This is a genomic window from Sphingobacteriales bacterium, from assembly GCA_016706405.1.
GTDB lineage: Bacteria > Bacteroidota > Bacteroidia > Chitinophagales > UBA2359 > BJ6.
In genome coordinates this window covers 153,010-173,739 of sequence record JADJJT010000003.1, presented here as the reverse complement: position 1 = coordinate 173,739, position 20,730 = coordinate 153,010, and the positions used below count along the sequence as shown (strand labels likewise).

Genomic DNA, 20,730 nt, shown 5'->3' with positions numbered 1-20,730 from the left:
AAAACAACAGTTATTTGTATTGAAATATTTTCTTGTTAGCTCAATTATAAATATAGATAGTTTGTTATGATTGAAGTATTTAAAGGATTGGTAGCCACCGTAGTTGTTGGTGTTATTGCTTTTATTTTGGTGTTACTGCTTAACCGCAATCCGGATTTTTTAACTGGAATATTAAAAAAACAGCCTAAACCGCCCACAGAAACGCCTGCTAATCCACCCGTAGAGGCTCCACCTGCTACAGACCCTACCACCCAAACAAATACACAGCCTACGCAGCATTTGCCAACTGAAAATACTAATCCAACCGATAGCCATACGCCACCACCCACCACCGAGAATACGCCTTCCAATACTAATACTACCGATACGCAACCTTATACCCCTGCCACCGATGATACACCACCGCGCAAAGGCGATGGCGATTTTTTAATACAGTTAAGCGTTTTAGACGGTGCAGTGCAGGGAAAAGCCAATTTGCAGCAAAAATTAGCCAAATTTGGCGAACTACAAGAAGATTTTACCGATGCTGGCCAGCGCCGGCTGCTTATTGGCGACTATCAAACAAAGGAGGAGGCAGAGGCAGCAGCTAAAAAAATCCGGAAATTGGGCTTTCCCAAGGCGTTTGCCATTGAAAAGTCCGGATTATCGCCAGCAACAATGTCGCAAAAAAATACTGTTTCGAGGGCAGGTAATTATTATATAAAATTAGGGTCATTTACCAATCCACCCTTAGAGAAGTTTACTGCTTTTGCTGATATTGGAAAAATTACTACCCAAAAAAATACCGATGGCAGTACTTTGGTATTTTTGGGTAAGTTTACTGACCGGCAAAAAGCAAATGAAGCACTTTACAAAGTAAAAAAACAAGGCTTGAAAGATGCGTTTATTATGCCCGAAAGCGAAAAACAGCGCGCCGCTAACTGGTTGGTGGTAAAAAACGACTGTGCGCCGGTTATTGCCGGATTAACCTATATGGTGCAGGTTGAGGCAAAAAAACAATTAGCATTAAATAATTATGTTGGCTTAAAAAATATTGGCTCGGTTTACGCTACCTGGTGCGAAAACGATCAATTAAATAAAATATTATTAGGCCCTTTTGCCAATAAAACCGAGGCCGATAAAGCCGCAAAGCAAGTAAAAAACAAAGGATTTAAGCAGGCATTTGTACGCCAGATTTCGGCGGGTAACGGCACCAAAAGCCTTGATGCTTGTTATTAATAATAATTGATAATTAAAATTTGTAACTGCAAACTAAAATGATATCTGTTGTAGAAGCCGCCTCGCTAATAACCCAGTATTGCCTGCCCTTACCCAAAATTACCACAACTCTTGCAAATGCCTTTGGCTGTTATTTGGCCGAGCCGGTGCTGTCGCCCACCAACTCGCCCCCTTTTGACCAGTCGGCAATGGATGGCTTTGCTTTGGCCTACAGCCATACCGCCATTGACCAACCTGTACCACTGCAAGACGAAGCACCCGCCGGCCTTACCCAGCCACAAACCCTCGAAAAAGGCAAAACCATCCGGATATTTACCGGCGCACCTGTGCCTCAAAATGCCGATACAGTTATTATACGAGAAGATGTATTGGAAAATGATAATTCCATAACAATAAAACCCGAAAAATACCAGCATGGAATAAATATCCGGAAAAAAGGCTCTCAAATTGAAGCGGGTGCCATTGCCGCTCCTGTTCATACAGCTTTAAATGCCGGCACTATTGGCTTTTTGGCTTCCTTGGGGGTTAATGAGGTGGTTGTTCATGCTAAACCCGTTATAGGTATAGTTGTAACAGGGCAAGAATTAGTACAGGCCAACAAACAAGCGACATTGCAATACGGGCAAGTTTTTGAAAGCAATAGTATTACCTTGCAAGCTGCACTTAAACAGCATCATTTTGAGGCCGCCGAAGCAAACACCGCTCCCGATGATTTGGATGCATTAAAACAATTATTTGCCCAAACTTTGGCTAAAACTGACGTAATGCTTGTTACAGGGGGGGTGTCGGCGGGTAATTACGACTATGTTCCTCAAGCACTGCAAGCTATTGGTGTAACCATTGTTTTTCATAAGATTGCGCAAAAACCCGGAAAACCTATATTGTTCGGTGTTTTTGGCAATAAATTAGTGTTTGGATTGCCCGGAAATCCGGCCTCGGTGCTAACCTGTTTTTACCAATATGTTTTGCCCGCTTTGCAAACATTAATGGGCAGCAAACAAGCATTTGGTCAAACAATAAGTGTTCCCTTGTTACACAATTTTTACAAAAAAGGCTCACTCACCTGTTTTTTTAAAGGTCAGCTAAAAGAAAATGGCGTAACATTGCTCGACGACCAGGAGTCGTATAAACTAAAGCCGTTTGTAACAGCAAATTGTTTGGTTATACTGCCCGCCGCAAAAAATCAATTTGATGCCGGAGACTTGGTGAACATTACCCTAATTAACTAAAGACGGCGATTTAACGGCTACTTGAACCCAATTTTGCAAGCCTATCAAACGCTGATAAACTTTGTTGGAGGTAGTGTGCTTAGAACTGCCACTAACGGCAACGCGCACCTTGTTTTCGGAATTGGGGTTGTCGTTGTCGAATAAAATTTCGAGCGCTATTCGTTGGGTTTGTTTGTTGTTTTTTGGCAAGGGGTAGTTTAACTCGTAAGGGCCGTATAAATTATTGCCCGATAAATACCGATGCAAATCTAATAATTGGTCTTGGTTAAGCGTAACGGTTACTGAATCGACTTGGTTGTTTTGGCCATTTCTTCCGGAAATTAGTTTTAGCTTGTTTTGAGTATCTAACTCGGCAAGGCTAAATAATACGCCTGCTTCACTGCTATCAAGGAAAAAAAGCGCTAAATTGTTTATTGCTAAAACTGGATTGCCGGCGTTAATTTGGTTGGTGTCTTTTGCTGACTTGTTTGAACTTTGCCCACATCCGGCATCAATAAATACTATTAACACTCCGGAAAGTATAACGCACGCGGGCAAATACTTCCGGAAAAGGAATTTATTAATAATGACCATTCTTTTTTAGCAAATATACCCTAATTTTAATGAATGCCTGCTAATTTTGGGCGATATTGCCGGATAAGTGCATACGAGCCAAAAAATAATCCGGAATAAACAAGGTCGCCTAAAATGCTCATCCGGAAAAAAGGAACAGCATCGGTATAAGATTTAATTAGGCCTTGCCAACCGTAGTTGCCATAAACCAACCAATGCGCAAAATTTGTTATAATAAAAAAGGCTAATGCGCAACACAAGGCGCCACCTAATACATTTTGCCAGCGAATATTGGGTAAATAACTGCCAATGAACACCGAAACAGCTATGGCGGCATAAACCGTAAACATAAGTGGGTGGTAGCCAGGCCAGTTGCTAAAATGTGTTAAATATTGTAGGTGTAAAATGCTGTCGGTGGCAAACATACAAAGAACGGGTGCAAGGTAGGCCAATATCCGGTTTTGAAACATAGCACCCGCAAACAAGGCCAAAGCGCCAACCGGTGCAAAATTGTACGGATGAGGATACAGTCGGGCTATAATAGTTATTACTAAAACGCCAACTAATAACAACCAGGTATATGTTGTTTGAGTTTGTAAACTGTGTTTCATATAATAGTTAGAATGAGATAAAATTGCTAATTTTGCACAAAATTAACAAACTACAGTCAATTTGAGCTATATTTTTTTTAAAAATTACCTTTTTGGCTGCTTAATTAGCTCCAACCTTTTTTCAGATTGCTTGCTTTTTGCAAAAAAAACACTTTTTATAAATTTAAAATAATTAATAGACATTATACTGTAAAAATGAAAAATTTCATTCTTCTTTTTGCCCTAATAATTGGGCTGTTTTTTGTGGCCTGTAATAGCGGCTCTCCAAATGCTTCTAAAACTGATGGGCCTGCTGAAATGTTAAACCCCAAAAAAGATACAAGCAGCAATGCACCAGCTAACGCAACTATTCCGGATGCTAAAATGGGCGAGTCGCAAAGGCGCACAGATAAGAATCCGCTCGACACTGCTAATCGTGCCCAAGTCATGGAGCAGCGGCGCAAAATGATGCAATCGCTTAGCGATGATCAAATTGAACGCCAGGCAAGGAAAGTAGGCGAAAGCTATTGCAGGTGCAATACCAAACAAGGCGACGAAAAAACAAAATGCCAAGAGGCAGCCAACCGCTCTTTGCAAAACTTAGACAAACTTTTTTCAGAAAAACAGATAATACTTTTCACAAAAACTTTTGAGCTAACAAAAGAAAGGTGCAAATAGGCTGGCCCTATTTTGCTATTTATTTTGCCTAAGAAAAAAATAAATTGCCTTGTATTTTAACTGGGTGCAAATAAACGATAAGTTGTTTTGTATCCAGTTTTTTATTTTTTGCCACAATTACTTGTATGGAAAAAGCTATTAGCTTGAAATATTGGGCTATGTTAATTTTGCTGGCTCTTATTTGGGGTAGCTCGTTTATTTTTATTAAACGCGGCTTGGTTGCCTTTTCGTTTTACGAGGTGGCTTGCCTTCGCATGTTTTTTACTTTTTTATTTGTTTGCCCTATATTTTTACAAGGCCGCTGGGTGCGCAAAATTACCGCCCGCGATTGGGCTTTAGCTCTTGTTGTGGCCTTGACGGGCAGTGGTATTCCGGCGTTTTTGTACCCGTTGGCTCAAACACATATAAGTAGTGCTGCGGCAGGTATTTTTAATGCGCTAACGCCTTTGTTTACCTACGTAGTAGGTTTGTTGGCTTTTGGTGTTCTGTTTTATTCAAATAAATTAATAGGGGTTTTATTGGGTTTTGCCGGTGCTGCCGGATTAATGGCGTTTGGGCAGGGGCTAACACCTGCCACCGATAACCGGTACGGAATTTTTGCCATTTTAGCCACTGTTTGTTATGCAATTAGTGCCAACACTATTAATCGTTATTGTAGCCATATACCTGCCCCAAGGCTAACTGCAATGGCTTTTGCTAGTTTAGTGCCTGTTTCGGGGGGGTATTTATTGGGATTTTCTAATGTAGCACATCGCATTATGTACGAGCCTGCCGCAAGTACTTCGGCGTTTTATCTTTTGCTATTAGCTTTGTTTGGCACTGCCTTGGGCAGTATATTTTATTTTAAACTAAACCAAGAAACAACACCCTTGTTTGCCTCAACTACAACTTATATTATGCCCATTACTTCAACTTTGTGGGGCTGGAGCGATGGTGAGCCTATTGACTGGGCGTATCTTCCTTGTTGTTTGCTTATATTGTTAGGAGTTTATTTGGCTGCAAAAAAATAATAGACAAAAAAAACCTGTCAATCTATAAGAAATGGCAGGTATTTAAGTTGCCAATTAAATAAACAACAACAATAACTTAACCGCGTTTAACCCTTATTTATAGTTAAGTTGCATCAATAAAAAGGTGTAAATTTTGGCAATCTCAGCTAACGGTTTGTAGCGCCCCGATGCGCCGCCGTGTCCGGCCTCCATGTCGGTGTACAACAAAATTAAATTTTGGTCGGTTTTTGCAGCCCTGAGTTTGGCTACCCATTTTGCTGGCTCCCAATATTGTACTTGCGAGTCGTGGTAGCCTGTTAAAACAAATATTGCCGGATAGTTTTTAGCTTCAACATTGTCGTAAGGTGAATAGCTGAGAATATAGTCAAAATCATCCGGAATATTTGGGTTGCCCCATTCATCGTATTCGCCGGTTGTTAAAGGCAATGTATCGTCAAACATGGTTGTTACCACATCTAAAAAAGGAACTTGTGCAATAATACCTTTGTATAAATTAGGAGCCATGTTTGCGATTGCGCCCATTAGCAAACCACCTGCGCTGCCGCCCATGGCAAAAAGTTTTTCCGGATGTGCGTAGCCATGCGTTATTAAATGTTTTGAGCAGGCAATAAAATCGGTAAAAGTATTGCGTTTGTGTTTTTGCCGCCCCGCTTCGTACCAAGCCCTACCCAATTCTTGCCCGCCTCTAATGTGGGCAATGGCAAACACAAAGCCCCTGTCGAGCAAACTTAGCCGGCTTGGCGAAAAATAAGCATCCATAGAAATTCCATACGAGCCGTAACCATATTGCAGCAAGGGTGCAGTGCCATTATTTACCGGTGTATCTTTGTGATAAACTAAGGAAACCGGAATTGCCGCACCATCGTTAGCACTTACCCAAATACGCTCTGATTTATAATTGCTTGGATTATGCCCCCCCGGAATTTCTGTTTGTTTGATCATCTTTAGCTCCTTAGCAGCCGGGTAATAGTCGTAATAAGTTATTTGCGTTGTTAATGAAGTATAAATAATTCGTATATTATCGGTGTGGTACATGGCGTGCCCTGCATTTTGAACCATGTAAACACTATCGTTAAAAGTAATAGCATGGTTGTAACTGCCCTTTTTGTCAATAATTTCAATTTGGGTAGAGGCGTTTGCCCTTGTTTGAAGCACTATAAAATCGCTAAAAACGTCAAAGCTTTCTAAATAGGTGCTGGTTGGGGGGTAATAAAAATCTTCCCATGCATCAAAATTGCCCATCGCTTGGTCGGGGCAAATCATCAAATGAAAATTTTCTACTTTTTTATTGGTATGAATGTAAAAAAGTCCTTCTTCGGTGTGGTCGGCTACATATTCGTGGTTGGCCTGGCGCGGCAGCAAGCTTTGCACTTGGGCATTAGGCTCGTCTAAGGCATAAAATAAATTTTCGCTCGATGTGGTTGAGACACAATAAATAACCAAGAATTTTTTTGAGGAAGTTTTGTGCAAGTGAAGACTAAATGTTTCATCTTTTTCTTCGTAAATAAGTGCATCTTCGGTTTGAGGCGTGCCCAATATATGTTTCCAAACCTGATATTCCCTTAGTGTTTCCGGATTTCTTTTACAATAGAAAATGCTCTTCGAGTCGTTGCCCCAAACAGATCCGGGCGATGCCATTTCTAAAGCATCCGGAAGTAAATCGCCTGTTTTTAAATCCTTTATCCGGATAGTAAAATTGTTTCGGCCAACACTATCCAAGGCAAATTTCAGTAAACTTTTATCAGGACTGTCGCTTGCACCAATTACAGCACAATATTTAGTATAAATTTTGCTTAGCGCATTTACATCTAAAGTTACCTCTTCGGGCATTTCGAGATTTTGTTTTTTGCGGCAATAAATTGGGTATTCGCCCCCTTCAACGTATTTGCTATAATACCAATATCCTTCTTTAAAAAAGGGTGGGTTTTCTTCATTTGGGGGGATGCGCCCCTTAATTTCTTCAAAAATGGTATTTTGTAGCGCTACGTACGGCTCAAAAACTGCCTTTGTATAGTCGTTTTCGGCCTGTAAATACGCCAAAACGTCGGGCGAGTCGCGTTCGCGCAACCAAAAATAGTTGTCAATGCGTTGTTTATTGTGTTGCGAATGAGTATAAGGTTGTATTTTTGCCTTTGGTGGGGTGGGGTGCATGTTTAATATGTTTGAGGGCAAAGGTAAATCTTTGTCGTAAAATAAATTCTAAAACTAATTTATTATTAACACATAATTAGTAATATTGTTCCCAAAAAGAGCTATTTCTAAGCCTTAAAATTCTAATTACTACAATGTATCTGAACCGAAAAAATAACAATTTTAAAAAAATAGGCTTTTCTTGTTTTTGGTTGTGTTATTGTTCCTTATTTTTGCAGGCACAAAACAATAATTTTAGCTTTACTGCGCAATATGGCTTGCCTAATACAACAGATGCGGTATGTACTTTGTTGCCAATAAATGCAAACAATTTGCTGGCTGTTGGCTTTACAAATGCCTTGCAAACGGAGGAAGATTTTTACTGGTGGCTAATAGAAAAATCATCCGGAAATATAATAAGCCAATACCAGTTGCCATTGCCGGGCAATCAAACGGCTGTTGATGCTGCCACTGACTCCGAAGGCAATATTTTTATTGCGGGGTTTGTCGGTGAATTAAATGATAGCAAGGCCTTAATTACAAAACTCAAACCCGATGGCAATTTGTTATGGAAATATGAATGTGATTTGCCGAAAGCAAACACCGCAGCCGTAAAAATGGTAATCACTGCAAAAGATGAGGTTTTTGCGCTTGTAAATGCCGATTTTCCGGATAAAGGTTACAAACCCTACTTGCTTCATTTAACTACAAACGGCGAGGCAAATTTAACTCCAATTGATGTTCAACACCAAGCGCAGTTGTATTCAATTTGGCTTTCCGATAAAAGCGAGCTGCATGTGGCAGGTGCGTACCAAAATACAACAAACCTTGTTAATTACACCTACTATGCGGTGCTAAATTTTAGCGGCAATTTGTTGGCCGAACATTTCTACGAAATGGGTGGCTATTCGCATGCAACACAAATAATTGCCCAGCCCGATGATGGATTTGTTTTATCCGGATTTACGACTGCCAAACAGGGCAATATCAACCACAACCCGTATTTACTGTGGCTAAATGACAACGCCGACTCAACGCAGGCAATCATTTACACGTCTTCAACGGTGGCTTTGTATAATAGCAATTACCTTCAAAAAACAACCGGGTTTATAACACAAGCAAATTACGGTAACAACCAAAATTATTATTGGTATATCAACGCACATGTTAACAACCAGAATTACCCGCCGCAGTCGCACCCCCTTGTTTTGCAAATTTTACCCGATGGTTCATTACTCAGCACCAAACAATTGTTTGATAGCGGTGCAACGATTATTTCATCCGGATTTGCAACTGCTGACGGAGAAATATTTTATTCCGGAACTACCAATTTAAATCCGGATGCTGGTTTTGATGCCCTTGTTTCTGCCCAAAGCATAGCCAACGGCGACAGTGTGCTGTGGTCGAAATTGTACGGCGAAGCCGGCGGCATTAACAGCGAAGCGGCTTTTTATTTACTTCACACAGCAGACGACGGCTTTTTGATGGTAGGAAATTACAGAACAACAAGTCCGCTGCAAACCGATGGTATGCTGGTAATCAAAACCGATGCCGAAGGAAAAGTAGAATGGCAAAAAAACTTTGAACAAGAGGGGGGTAGTCTTACAGGCAGAGGTGTAGCAGAAACAGCCACCGGATATGCGTTTATGGCCTATAAATATCATGATAAAGAAAATAATTACAAGGTTATTACCACCGATTTTGAAGGCAATATACTTTGGGAGAAAGAATATTACAGGGGTGTTCTTAGTTTGGTTGGGGGCGAACTGCACACCACCGCAGACGGCGGCTTGCTTATTGCTGGCTCTTATGCGTTAAAGCCAACTAATACGGATATGTATTTGCTTAAATTAAATGCTTTGGGCGATTCGCTATGGGCTAAAACTTATGGCGGCATCTATACCGACTACTTGTTTGGGCTGGGCTTGTGCGCCGATGGAGGCTATGTGCTGGCAGGTCGAAACCGCAGCCTTAAACCTGCCTGGGGCTTTAACGCCTATTTAGGCCGTACCGATGCTGATGGTAATTTGTTGTGGGAAAAAAGTTTTGGCAGTGATTTGGATGACCGTTTTTACGATGCTATTGAAACAAAAGATGGTGGAATTGTAGGTGTTGGATACGCTGCAAATCCCAAATATCAAAACGCACTTGATGCCCTGTTGCTAAAAACCAATGATACCGGCGATAGTTTGTGGGCTAAACAGATAGGACCAAAGCAAGAAGGGGCGTATTGGCTGACCTACAGGATAGTCGAAAACTTAGACAAAACACTAACCATACTGACCAATACCGACTCGGCAAATTTATCGTTTAAGCGCAATACCTTATTATACACTACTACATCTAAAGGCTTTGAAGTTAAAAACAAACCCTATGTACAAGGGCAAAATTCGGTGGGTACCGGACTTTGTTTGTTACCTAATGGCGGTTATGCTATTGCCGGCTATCTTACAAACGATAATAGTCAAAATATTTTTTTAATACGCACCGATTCGCTGGGTTTTGTTACTAATACAACGATTTTGCCGCAGCGACTAACCGAATTTAATTTCACCATAACTCCTAATCCGGTAAAAAATGGGCAGGTACATATTGCTGCCAGCTATAACGCATCTTTACAAAATTTACTGAAGGAAAAAATCTTCTTTCAGTTATGGTATCCGGATGGAAAATTGGCTTATGCAAAAACACTCCAAACTACGGCAGCCAATTTTAGTAATGAAAGGGTAGAATGGATGCTCGAGTTGCCCGCCCAATTACCGGATGGTATTTATGCTGCAAAAATTTTACATGCTCAAGGTCAATACAATACACAAATAGTAATTTTAAAATAACAAAGCGCTGGTATTCTTTATTTGCGGTAAAGATGCTGGTTTGTTTTAGAAGAAAAACAGCACCCAAAATGCAAAGACTGCGTTTTTGGGTGCTATTGGTTTATTTATTAATCTCCTCCGTATGAGTAGATTATGGCTTCTTAATTCAATGAATTATTCAAAGTTTAATCCGGCTTTTGTGCCTTGATCTCTTATGGTTTTTAACATCACCTCGTCTAAGGTGTTTTTTCCGGTTTTGGCCATTTCAGCTTGTTTTTCGGCAACATATTTACGGCGTTCGGTATCTAAGTCATTAATTTTTACTTGTATTTCTTTGCGCTTAACACTTTGGGTTTCAATATATTGTTTAATTTCATCTTTTGATTTGCCTTTTAACTCGCTTGGCAGGTCATCTTCAGCTAATTTTTCAATGCTTGCCGGGGCTGATTCGTAGGCATCAACGGCATCCCAGTCGTCATTTTTATAGGCAGCTTTCGATTTGCTGATGGCGCGTTGGGTGGCATTGGCTTTGCCATAAGATCCGGCATTATTGTCTTGCATAGCTTGGCGTTCTTTTTTGCTTATGCCATCGCGGCCAATGGCAATATAGGTGGAGTTAAGCTCTTGATTTAGGCGCAAAATTTCATCGTCTTGGGGGGCATCTACGTGTAAAATTTGGTTGTTTTGTTCAATATTAAAATACTTTCCGTTACCGCAGTCGGCGCCATCTTTCCAGCCTGTACGCACGCCTTCTTCGTAACTACCACAAAAGATGGTATTAATAATAATGCCCTTTTGAGTTGTTTTTTTACATTGTTCTTTAGGGTTGACGGGCCCTTGGTCAAATGGTTCGTTACCACAAATAAACATCATTTTAAGGTCGCGTTGGTCAGTACTCCACTCTAACTCGTCTGTCGAGGTGCGCATTACCCAACCGCAGTACTCTTCGCCGCCGTTTGTATTAAGGCCAAACAATTTTTCAGAAATTAAATCTAAATCGGCAGTTAGCGGCGCAATTTGTTTGATATATCCATATTTAGACGACAGGCGGTCATTTCCGTAATCGTACAAAGCAATTTTTATGTGTGGCGTTACGCCGCGTTCATTTTTGGCAAGGGTCAGCTCGTTTACCATTTTCCACAACTGCGATTTTGCTTGGTCAATTAAGCCGTCCATGCTATTGCTGGTATCTAATAAAATGGCAACCTCTATATTGTCGGCTTCATTGGGCTCATTGGGTGTTTTAACGGCGGCAATTTTTACAGTATCTTCGGCATTAACAACGTCTGTTTCGTTGTTGGAAAAGCCAGGATAAACTGCATTTTGTTTGCCTGGGTATGGATATTGATTTTGATTTTGCGTTTGCGTTTGCGTTTGTTGTTGTTGCTGATTAATTTGATTGCTATTGTTTTTACTGTTTGCAGGTGAAATTTGAGCTGTACAGCCTAAGCCCGAAAATGCAATTGCTAAAAGCAATAAAAAAGTGTTTTTCATAAAAAAAATGTTTTGTTTAAAATGCTGGTGTATGATTTTGTTAATTGAATTAAAAAAATTAAGTATTGTGCTCGCTTATAATGAGGCAAACAATTTGTTGAGCAATTGAAACTACCTCCGGAATAATTTTTCCGGATAGCTAATATCAATCAAACTCATTCTAATCTTTAGTATTTTGTTAGGTTGATGCTATGCTTTTCGCCGTTAGAACCTTCAAAAATCACAGTTAAATTATTTGGCTGCGATGGGTCAAACTGGTAAACAATACGCGAAGGATAGCTGCCTTTATCATTTTCGAAAACCAACGAATTGTTATTTGTAGTTTTGCCTTGCAAGCTTACTTTTTTTCCGGAGCCTGAATCGTTGAGTTCGTATATTAAGTCGCCATTTTTGGCTGAAACTAACTTAAAACTTTCGATATAAAGTGGTTTCCCATTTTTATCGGTGGTTTTTCCCGTTCCATTCAACAAATTTTCATTTTTTGTTAATTGCCATGTTTCAGTGTAGGCATTTCCCTGTAGGTCTGTCATTTTCCATTTGCCAGCCAACCATTCGGGGGTGGCACTTTCTATGTTCTTTTTCGATTTCGCTTGTTTTGTGTCTTTTTTTGTCTCCTCTTGGCTTGCTAAATTTTTATCGCCTGCATAATCATTCGTATCATCCTGAGAATTTGACAGCGCATACCGCGAGTTTGACGAAGCATAGTAGTTGTTTGTTGTAAGACCAGCGGCAGCCGGATATTCATTTATTATTTGCTGTTGTTGTTGTTGTTGAGGCTGTGGTGGTGCATTTCGGGCAGTTTCTGTTTCGGGTGCCATATCTTTTGCAGCTGCACTCCGTCCTTTTGGTACAGTATTACTACTTGAGGCTGCATCTCGGCTTACATTGCTTTCATCAAATTCTGCATCAGGTACAATAATTGGTACTGTTTTTAATTCGCTTTCAAATGATGGGCGTTTTGCATTACTTTGTGGTGTAGTAGTTTTGGGAGCGTTTAAATTGGGTAAAACAGGTTTTGGAGTTTCGCTTGATGCCTGGGTTTCGGTTGCGCTTGTGGTATTGGCGGCGCTGGCAGGGTTAGCTTCTTGCGAATTTGATTCAAGGTTTGCATTAGTACTAATTTCGTGGGGTAGGGCGGGGTTGTTTTCGCTGTTGATTGTTTTTTGTTCGGCAACAGCCTGACTTGGATTGCTTTGATTTATTACCCACCACGACAAGGGCAGCAAAACCAGAAGCACTATAGCTGCCGAAGCGGCAATTTTAAACCAGTTTTGGCTAAAACTTCCGGACTTGGGTGTGCTTGCCGTTGCAGCAGTTGCTGTGTCAGTTTGCTGCACTGCTGGATTAACGGCGGCGGCTACTGGCTCTTGCCCTTCTTGCTGGTTTACAGGTTGTACCCCGTCAAGCAGTTCCTCAAGCCTTTGCCATACCGCTTCTCGGGGCATTTGGTCAAAGCCATGCTGGTTCTCTTTAAATAAATCGTCTATATGTGAAGGATGTTTTGACACGGCAGGTTTGAATTGACATTTGCGATGAATGTAAATAAATTAGGCTTATTGCTGCAAATAGTAAATTATAGATTTTGGTTTTATAAGCGAAATAATGCTTTGTATAGAGTTGTTTGGGTTAGGCAATTTTTGATTGTCGTTGTTCAATTAAGCGTTGCAATACTTGCCGTGCTTTAAACAACTGCGATTTTACGGTATTAACACTAATTTGAAGTTCTTCGGCAATATCGGGCAAACTATATCCTTCTATTGCATATAAATTAAATACTGTTCGATATCCGGGCGGCAGGTAGTCTAAAAGTTTAATAATATCATTGGCTTGCAAAATACTTTGTGCTTCGGCTGCGGTGGCAATTTCGTGTGTGTTATTGTCTAATTCAATATATAAATGAGCTGTTTTTTTTTGTTTCCGCAAAAACATAAGCGATTCGTTCACCATTATTCGCCTAATCCAACCTTCAAAACTTCCTGAAAACTGAAACGTGTCAATTTTGGTAAAAACCTTTAAAAAGCCGGCCATCAACACTTCTTCTACGTCTGCCTCGTTATCAACATAGCGGCGGCATACCCCAAACATTCGCTTAGCATAAATTTGGTACAACTCGTGCTGAGCGTTGCGGTTGTTTGCTTTGCAGCCTGCTATAAGTTGGTCTTCGTTCACAAACGGTTAAATATTAGGCTTGTTTAAATTTATGAACCTTAGCTATTAATTTGTTTTGGCGGTAAAATTACAATTTTTGCCTTGTAAATAGCATCGCTGCCTTTTACAAAATTTATAGATGCACATTTACAATCTTGTGGGTGTCTCGTGCCTAATAATTTTTTCAAATTTTGTATTTTTTTCAGAAACTTAGCTGAAAGATTGCTAATCCGGATATTAATGGGGCATACATATCTCTCTTTGCCTGCCATTTTTTCCGGATTTTGAAATTGTCAATTTTTCGGTTTTATTTCTTGAAATTTTACCAAAATAACAAACATTATTCTTATCTTACGCCGTTTTTTCGGGTAAGTATAAAAACCCATTTTTAGAAAAGCAATTTAATTTAATTTAATAACCGTCAAATACATTTTTTTTATGAGTACTTTTGATAGTAACAAAATAAAGAACGTGGTTTTGCTTGGCCATGCTGGTTCGGGCAAAACCACATTAGCGGAATCCATGCTTTTTGAGGCGGGCGCAATTACAAGGCGCGGTAGCATTGAAGGGCAAAATACCGTTTCTGACTACCACACCTTAGAGCAAGAACGAAGAAATTCTATTTTTAGCTCTATTATGAATATGCAGTGGAAGGATAATAAAATTAATTTAATTGACACGCCCGGATTTGATGATTTTGTTGGCGAGGTTATTGCCGCCTTACGTGTTGCCGATACCGGCGTTATGGTGCTTAACGCCCAAAACGGCGTTGAGGTTGGCACCGAAATTATTTGGGATTATACCGAACAGTTTAAAACCCCAATGCTGTTTGTGGTAAACCAACTCGACAGCGACAAAGCCAATTTTGACGAAACGCTAAACCAGGCCCGCGACCGTTTTGGTAGTAAAGTAACCATAGTACAGTATCCGTTAAATTCAGGTCCAGCCTTTAATTCAATAGTAGATGTGCTTAAAATGGTTGTGTATAAGTTCCCAGCCAATGGCGGCAAACCCGAAAAACTGCCAATCCCCGATGCCGAAAAAGAAAAAGCCAACGAACTACACAACAACCTTGTTGAAACCATTGCCGCAAACGACGAAGGCTTAATGGAAATATTTTTTGACAAAGGCAATTTAGACGAAGAAGAAATGGTGAAAGGACTGAAATTGTCTATGATTCACCACGATATATTTCCGGTTTTTTGCTGTTCCGGAAAACAAAACATGGGCACAGGCCGAGTAATGGGCTTTATTCACGATATTGCGCCGGCAGCAGTAGATATGCCACCAATTCAGCGCGTTAGTGGTCAAACACTGTCTTGCGACCCCAAAGGATTTAAAACTTTATTTGTGTTTAAAACTTCAAACGAGGCTAATTTGGGCTTAATGACCTATTTTAAAGTTTGCTCGGGCACATTAAAAGCAGGGGACGAATTGACTAATTCTAAAACTGAAAATAGCGAGCGTCTTTCACAATTATACGTAGTAAACGGCAAAAACCGCAATCAAGTAAACGAGTTAGTAGCCGGCGATATTGGTGCTACCGTTAAACTTAAAAATACTGCCACCAACACAACCCTGTTCGAAAAAACACATCCATTCCATATTTCTCCTATCGAATTTCCCGAACCGCGAATGCAGGCCGCTATCCACGCCGAAAACTCTGCCGATATTGAAAAAATAGCCCAAGCCCTGCACGCCATCCATGTTGAAGACCCTACTTTGCTCATCGAAAACTCGCAAGAGCTTAAACAAATGATTATAAGTGGGCAAGGCGAACTTCACTTAAATATGGTTAAGTGGAAAGTTGAAAATACTACCAAAGCCAAATTCGAATACATTCAGCCCCGGATACCTTACCGCGAAACTATCCGCAAATCGGCGCAAACCCAATACCGCCACAAAAAACAATCGGGAGGAGCAGGGCAATTTGCCGAAGTTCACATGATGGTCGAGCATTATTACGATGGTATGCCCGAACCCGCCAATATGAACGTGCGCAGCACCGAAGAAATACAATTGGATTGGGGCGGAAAACTTGTATTTAAAAACTGTGTTGTAGGCGGCGCCATTGATACCCGGTTTATGAGTTCCATAATGAAAGGTATAATGGAGCGAATGGTCGAGGGGCCACTTACCGGATCGTATGTACGCGATGTGCGCGTGTGCGTTTACGATGGAAAAATGCACCCCGTTGACTCAAACGATAACGCCTTCCGGATCGCCGCCCGGTCTGCATTCCGCGATGCATTCAAACAAGCCGACCCACAAATTTTAGAACCTATTTACGATGTCGAAATTATGGTAACGAGCCATGCCATGGGCGATGTTATTGGCGACCTTCAAACTCGCCGTGCCTTAATAATGGGTATGGATACGGCAGGTCATTACCAAGTTATTAAAGCCCAGGCACCGTTAATGGAATTGTATAAATACTCGTCATCGTTGCGGTCGTTATCGCAAGGTGCGGCTAAACATACACAACGCTTTGCCGAGTATCGCCCTGTACCCGCCGATGTTCAGGCAAAACTAATTGCCGCCCACAAAGCCGAAGAGGAAGAGCATTAGGTTTTTGAAAATATTAAAATTATATTTCCAATTAATCATCAAGCGCATAACTGAAAATAAAAACACAGTTATGCGCTTTTTTATATAAAGTTTGTTGTTAAGTCAAAGTACTAATAGGTGCTATTTTGCTGTACAAAACTCGAATCGCTTAACGATAATAAGAATTGTAGCAAATCCATTTTTTGCTCGGCATTTATAGTAAAACCCTTAATGCGTGGGTCTTTGAGAGGGTTTTTTTGCCCGTTGCCCGTGTTGGGGCCTTTTAAAATATGTCGCCCACCATTGGCATAAATATCAATTACTTCGTTAAGTGTTTGGGTGCTGCCATCGTGCCAGTACGGCGCAGTAAAAGCTAAATTGCGCAAAGAAGGCACCCTGAATTTACCCATATCGTTAGGATTTTTTGTTAATTCATACAAACCTTGGTCGCTACTGGGGTAGCTGCCTTTTCCGTCAATATTATACAGCCCTGTGTTAAAATAATCGGCAGTAGTTAGGGCGGCAAAATTAAACCCCTTGTGGCAACTGCTACAATGCAAACTGTCCGAAAAAAACATAGCCATGCCCCGTTTTGCAGCTTCGTCGAGGGCATTTTTTTTGCCTTCGTACCAATATCGGTCATAGGGGGCATTGCTCGATGTTAAACTGTAAACATACTGCTCAAGTGCTAATTTTAAAAGCGTTGTGTCTAAAGCTAAACTGTTTTGCATTAAGTTTGCCTTTTTTAGTACGCTTTGGTAGGCGGTGTCGGCGTTTAGTGTTGCAAGTAAGGTTTGTTCTCGGCCATTTAAGCCTAATTCAATAGGATTAGTATGGTACAAAGGGTTGTTTACTTGCTGGTAAGGGCGTATTAAATTTGGGTTGGCATAGGTAAGTGCAGGCATTAACAATAAATTGGCTAAGCTGGGGCTGTTTCGTTGAACGGGTTGCCCAAGCGCCCCTGTTGAGCGCCTATAGCTATCAGAAAATGCAAATTTAGGGTCGTGGCAGGTGGCGCACGATTTGGTGTTGTTTAACGACAAACGCCTGTCGAAAAATAACAATTTGCCTAAAAGAATTTTTCCGGAATCGCCTTCCCAATTTTTTCTTTCCGGAAGATTTTCTAACAAACTGTCAAAAGGGTGGGGTAGGGGCCAATAATTTTTATCCGGAAATATTTTTGATGCGTTTGTTTCAGATGTAATATTGGTGCATCCGGAAAAAATTAGGCAGGCAAAAATTGCGAAGTAAAATTTCAAAAAAACAAAACTTGAGGGCTGCATATTTTTTCTTCTAATAGAATCATATAATAACAAAACAATCCGGATGCTTACTCATGATTGTGAGGCAAATATCCGGATTTTTTCTATGCAAACCGACACTAAACTTGTCTTTTAGGCTTCAATTCCCAATGTTTTAAGTCCATTGGTAGTAGCAATCTCTACCAATGCATCTATGTCGTAAAAGCGGCAAGCCTCTAACAAAACGCGCAGTTCAATCCACATGTCGCCGTCGTTAAAGGGTTTGTATAGGTCGTAAATATTGTCGGTTCCCAAGCCAACAATTATGCCTTCGGGGTGCATTTCATCAACGGGTGTTATGGCATTGTGGCTGGGTGCAAGGCGTTCGCTGCGGCGGTGGTCAATCCATGCGGTAGGGCAGGTAATCATCATCAACTGGGCTTGACGCATAAGCTCGTATAACTCTTGGCGGTATGCGGCGGGGTGTGCCCCTACCGATATGCCGTGAATGCCCACTACACGGCCTTGCATATTGTGTTCAATGGTTTTGCGGGCTAATAATTCGGTTTCTTTTTCTTCGTCTGTATTAAATTGGTCAACGTGGATATGTGCCATTTTGCCCATTTGATGCGCGGTTGATAATATAATGTCGTAGTGTTCTTCTTCGTGTCCGGCATCTTTAGCGGGCAACCCACCCAAAATATCTACAAACTGAACCGATAAGTCGAACCATTGTCTTGCTTTTGGGTCAATTACACCTTTTAATACTTGGTTGGCAAAGCGCAATTTTATTTGTTTGCCGTAGTTGTCTTTTAGTCGTTGCGCGGCAATTATAGCTTTGTCTTCAATTATGTCATCAACATCAATAAAAGTGCCTATGGCTTGTGCACCTTGCGCTATAAAATTTTCGGTGGCGCGTGCCATCCGGTCGTAAATTTGGTCAGCAGTTGATTCGCGTTTGATTTTGTCAACCAACCCCCATTTTTCTTTTAAATGAGCGTTTACAAACGGAAAACTCTCGGCTGTTAGCGAGTAGGCTCTGTCTAAATGGCTGTGGGTATTAACCCAGCCACCTTTGCTGTTGATTTTTTGAAGTAAAACTTGTTTTAAGTCCATAATTTGTGATGGAGATTGAGATGCTTTGGGTGTTGTGGCATTTGCCATTGAAGTGGGTGGTAACATGGTTATAAATTTTTTGCTTTTGTTTATTTCTTATGATTATGATGTAGTAAATAATATATTTTTATCCGGATGTTTTGTTTGCATTGGTCAAAAATTTTTTCAAAAAAAAAGCGTTTATCAAAAAAAGATAAACGCTTTAAAATCAATCAATAGACAGTGAAACTATTACTTAATGATTTATCGTCTTGTAATAATCGCTCAAATGCCTCTTGTGCCTGTTTAAATCGAAATTCGCTTAAAACGGTATGCATTAATGTTTTAATTTCTTGGTTACACAAATTGCCAATACTGCCTTGGTGAGTGTGGTTAACGTTATAATCCGGGGTATAGGTGCCGTTGGCAATAGCATCGCCTACCTGTTTATAGGCATCTCTGAAAGACACGCCTTGCATTACTAAATTGTTAACTACTTCAACGCTAAACATGTATTTATACTTTTCGTCATGAACGGCGTTTTCGTTGATAATAATATGTTCGAGTGCGTAGGTTGTAATGGCTATGCAGTTTTTAAGTTCGGTAAAAACGGGCAATAAACTTTCTTTGATTACCTGTAAATCGCGGTGATAGCCCGAGGCTAAATTGCCGATAATTAGAGATATTTCGTTGGGCAGGGCTTGTATTTTATTGCATTTTGCTCGTACCAATTCAAAAACATCCGGATTTTTTTTGTGGGGCATAATGCTCGAACCCGTTGTCAATTCATCCGGAAAAGCAATAAAACCAAAATTCTGATTAATATAAAGACAAACATCCTGCGATAATTTTGCCAAAGTTGCCCCTACCGAAGCCAAGGCATCTGCCGTCAATTTTTCGGTTTTGCCGCGCCCCATTTGAGCATATATTACATTGTAATTTAAGTTGTCGAAGCCTAATAGTTGGGTGGTAAGCGCGCGATTTAACGGAAAAGAAGAACCGTAGCCAGCCGCCGACCCAAGTGGATTTTTATTGGTTATACGGTAAGCAGCCTGAAGCATAATTACATCGTCAACTAAACTTTCGGCGTAAGCACCAAACCATAAACCAAAAGAGGAGGGCATGGCAACCTGGTAATGGGTGTATCCCGGAATTAGAACGTGTTTGTATCTTTCACTAAGGGTTAGCAGCAATTCAAAAAGTGGCTGTATGGCCTCAACAATAGCTTGAACTTCGTTGCGCAAAAATAATTTAAGATCAAGTAAAACTTGGTCGTTGCGCGACCGCCCGCTGTGAATTTTTTTGCCCACATCGCCTAAGCGGCGGGTTAATAATAATTCAATTTGCGAATGTACGTCTTCAACTCCGTCTTCAATTATAAATTGACCATCGGCAATTTCGGCGTAAATTTTTCGCAGTCCGGCAGTAAGTATGGGTAATTCAGCAGCAGTTAAAAGATTGATAGAGGCCAACATGGTAATGTGTGCAATGCTGCCAAGCACATCATAAGGAGCAAGAAATAAATCCATCTCACGGTCTCGGCCAACCGTAAACTTCTCAATTTCCTTGCTAACTTCAAATCCCTTTTGCCAAAGTTTCATGGAGTTGTTTGGTTTTGGCAAAGGTACGGCATATTTTCTTAAGTTTGCTAAAACCAGAATTATTTTTTTGTGTTTGACCAATTCAAAGTGAAACTTGTGTTAAATTTTATGTCTTTCGAAGATATTTGTATCCGGAAAATAGGTGATAATTTAAACTTCAAATTAAAAATTACTCTGTATCACAAAGTAAATAAATCGCCTCTCAATCCTGTAATTAAAAATTTGTTTGTCGTTTTTTGCAAAACTTGACTAAAAAACAAAACTATTGTAAAATATTACACGCACAGCCCACGACTGCGACTAATTTTACGTTTTGTAAAAAAAATCTTACCTTGCCGCACAGCAAGATTATTTCAAACCAAAACCTATCCTATGCTAAAACTG

The 20,730-nt window shown here is 40.5% G+C and carries 15 protein-coding genes; 6 read left to right on the top strand and 9 right to left on the bottom strand.

The window, feature by feature from the left end:
- Nucleotides 1-66 precede the first annotated feature (66 nt).
- Both IPI59_12595 and IPI59_12590 read left to right on the top strand, forming a co-directional pair.
- Nucleotides 67-1,218 (top strand): SPOR domain-containing protein, encoded by a 1,152-nt coding sequence (locus IPI59_12595; protein MBK7528366.1) that lies wholly within the window; start codon nt 67-69, stop codon nt 1,216-1,218.
- A 38-nt stretch (nt 1,219-1,256) separates the two neighbouring features.
- Entirely contained in the window at nt 1,257-2,447 is a 1,191-nt protein-coding gene (locus IPI59_12590) for a molybdopterin molybdotransferase MoeA (GenBank protein MBK7528365.1), read from the top strand.
- Here IPI59_12590 and IPI59_12585 read toward each other — a convergent pair.
- Both IPI59_12585 and IPI59_12580 read right to left on the bottom strand, forming a co-directional pair.
- Nucleotides 2,436-3,020: a hypothetical protein gene (locus IPI59_12585; protein MBK7528364.1), complete on the bottom strand. Its 585-nt coding sequence runs from the start codon at nt 3,018-3,020 to the stop codon at nt 2,436-2,438. The genes IPI59_12590 and IPI59_12585 overlap by 12 nt on opposite strands.
- A gap of 26 nt (nt 3,021-3,046) precedes the next feature.
- Nucleotides 3,047-3,610 (bottom strand): hypothetical protein, encoded by a 564-nt coding sequence (locus tag IPI59_12580; protein ID MBK7528363.1) that lies wholly within the window; start codon nt 3,608-3,610, stop codon nt 3,047-3,049.
- 195 nt (nt 3,611-3,805) lie between these two features.
- On the opposite strand from IPI59_12580, the gene IPI59_12575 reads away from it, so the two are divergent.
- Together IPI59_12575 and IPI59_12570 are read left to right on the top strand one after the other, a co-directional pair.
- The gene (locus tag IPI59_12575; GenBank protein MBK7528362.1) at nt 3,806-4,267 is read left to right on the top strand and encodes a hypothetical protein; all 462 of its coding nucleotides are present in this window, start codon (nt 3,806-3,808) and stop codon (nt 4,265-4,267) included.
- A gap of 125 nt (nt 4,268-4,392) precedes the next feature.
- Nucleotides 4,393-5,277: a DMT family transporter gene (locus tag IPI59_12570; protein MBK7528361.1), complete on the top strand. Its 885-nt coding sequence runs from the start codon at nt 4,393-4,395 to the stop codon at nt 5,275-5,277.
- A gap of 93 nt (nt 5,278-5,370) precedes the next feature.
- On the opposite strand, the gene IPI59_12565 is transcribed toward IPI59_12570, so the two are convergent.
- Complete coding sequence (locus tag IPI59_12565) at nt 5,371-7,428, bottom strand: S9 family peptidase (protein MBK7528360.1); 2,058 nt, start codon at nt 7,426-7,428, stop codon at nt 5,371-5,373.
- Between the two features lie 212 nt (nt 7,429-7,640).
- Here IPI59_12565 and IPI59_12560 point away from each other — a divergent pair, with 212 nt between their 5' ends.
- A complete protein-coding gene (locus IPI59_12560) occupies nt 7,641-10,241 on the top strand; it encodes a hypothetical protein (protein ID MBK7528359.1) in 2,601 nt (866 codons plus the stop codon).
- A gap of 153 nt (nt 10,242-10,394) precedes the next feature.
- On the opposite strand, the gene IPI59_12555 is transcribed toward IPI59_12560, so the two are convergent.
- The 3 genes from IPI59_12555 to IPI59_12545 form a co-directional block, all read right to left on the bottom strand.
- Nucleotides 10,395-11,714: a VWA domain-containing protein gene (locus IPI59_12555; GenBank protein ID MBK7528358.1), complete on the bottom strand. Its 1,320-nt coding sequence runs from the start codon at nt 11,712-11,714 to the stop codon at nt 10,395-10,397.
- 167 nt (nt 11,715-11,881) lie between these two features.
- The gene (locus IPI59_12550; GenBank protein ID MBK7528357.1) at nt 11,882-13,222 is read right to left on the bottom strand and encodes a hypothetical protein; all 1,341 of its coding nucleotides are present in this window, start codon (nt 13,220-13,222) and stop codon (nt 11,882-11,884) included.
- A 118-nt stretch (nt 13,223-13,340) separates the two neighbouring features.
- A complete protein-coding gene (locus tag IPI59_12545) occupies nt 13,341-13,883 on the bottom strand; it encodes a sigma-70 family RNA polymerase sigma factor (GenBank protein MBK7528356.1) in 543 nt (180 codons plus the stop codon).
- A 417-nt stretch (nt 13,884-14,300) separates the two neighbouring features.
- Between IPI59_12545 and IPI59_12540 the strand changes: the two genes are divergently transcribed.
- Nucleotides 14,301-16,430 (top strand): elongation factor G, encoded by a 2,130-nt coding sequence (locus tag IPI59_12540; GenBank protein MBK7528355.1) that lies wholly within the window; start codon nt 14,301-14,303, stop codon nt 16,428-16,430.
- 110 nt (nt 16,431-16,540) lie between these two features.
- On the opposite strand, the gene IPI59_12535 is transcribed toward IPI59_12540, so the two are convergent.
- The 3 genes from IPI59_12535 to argH form a co-directional block, all read right to left on the bottom strand.
- Nucleotides 16,541-17,668 carry a di-heme enzyme gene (locus IPI59_12535; GenBank protein MBK7528354.1) on the bottom strand — a complete coding sequence of 376 codons (1,128 nt, stop codon included), beginning with the start codon at nt 17,666-17,668 and terminating at the stop codon, nt 16,541-16,543.
- A 135-nt stretch (nt 17,669-17,803) separates the two neighbouring features.
- Nucleotides 17,804-18,766 (bottom strand): amidohydrolase family protein, encoded by a 963-nt coding sequence (locus tag IPI59_12530; protein MBK7528353.1) that lies wholly within the window; start codon nt 18,764-18,766, stop codon nt 17,804-17,806.
- A gap of 212 nt (nt 18,767-18,978) precedes the next feature.
- Nucleotides 18,979-20,346, bottom strand: coding sequence for an argininosuccinate lyase (argH, locus tag IPI59_12525; protein ID MBK7528352.1), 1,368 nt, complete (start codon nt 20,344-20,346; stop codon nt 18,979-18,981).
- Nucleotides 20,347-20,730 lie beyond the last annotated feature (384 nt).

Bases quoted from the DNA above. Each gene is read 5' to 3' on its own strand.
- IPI59_12565 (MBK7528360.1), bottom strand. From the start codon at position 7,428: ATGCACCCCACCCCACCAAAGGCAAAAATACAACCTTATACTCATTCG.
- IPI59_12575 (MBK7528362.1), top strand. From the start codon at position 3,806: ATGAAAAATTTCATTCTTCTTTTTGCCCTAATAATTGGGCTGTTTTTT.
- IPI59_12580 (MBK7528363.1), bottom strand. From the start codon at position 3,610: ATGAAACACAGTTTACAAACTCAAACAACATATACCTGGTTGTTATTA.
- IPI59_12530 (MBK7528353.1), bottom strand. From the start codon at position 18,766: ATGGACTTAAAACAAGTTTTACTTCAAAAAATCAACAGCAAAGGTGGC.
- IPI59_12570 (MBK7528361.1), top strand. From the start codon at position 4,393: ATGGAAAAAGCTATTAGCTTGAAATATTGGGCTATGTTAATTTTGCTG.
- IPI59_12595 (MBK7528366.1), top strand. From the start codon at position 67: ATGATTGAAGTATTTAAAGGATTGGTAGCCACCGTAGTTGTTGGTGTT.
- IPI59_12540 (MBK7528355.1), top strand. From the start codon at position 14,301: ATGAGTACTTTTGATAGTAACAAAATAAAGAACGTGGTTTTGCTTGGC.
- IPI59_12585 (MBK7528364.1), bottom strand. From the start codon at position 3,020: ATGGTCATTATTAATAAATTCCTTTTCCGGAAGTATTTGCCCGCGTGC.
- IPI59_12590 (MBK7528365.1), top strand. From the start codon at position 1,257: ATGATATCTGTTGTAGAAGCCGCCTCGCTAATAACCCAGTATTGCCTG.
- argH (MBK7528352.1), bottom strand. From the start codon at position 20,346: ATGAAACTTTGGCAAAAGGGATTTGAAGTTAGCAAGGAAATTGAGAAG.
- IPI59_12555 (MBK7528358.1), bottom strand. From the start codon at position 11,714: ATGAAAAACACTTTTTTATTGCTTTTAGCAATTGCATTTTCGGGCTTA.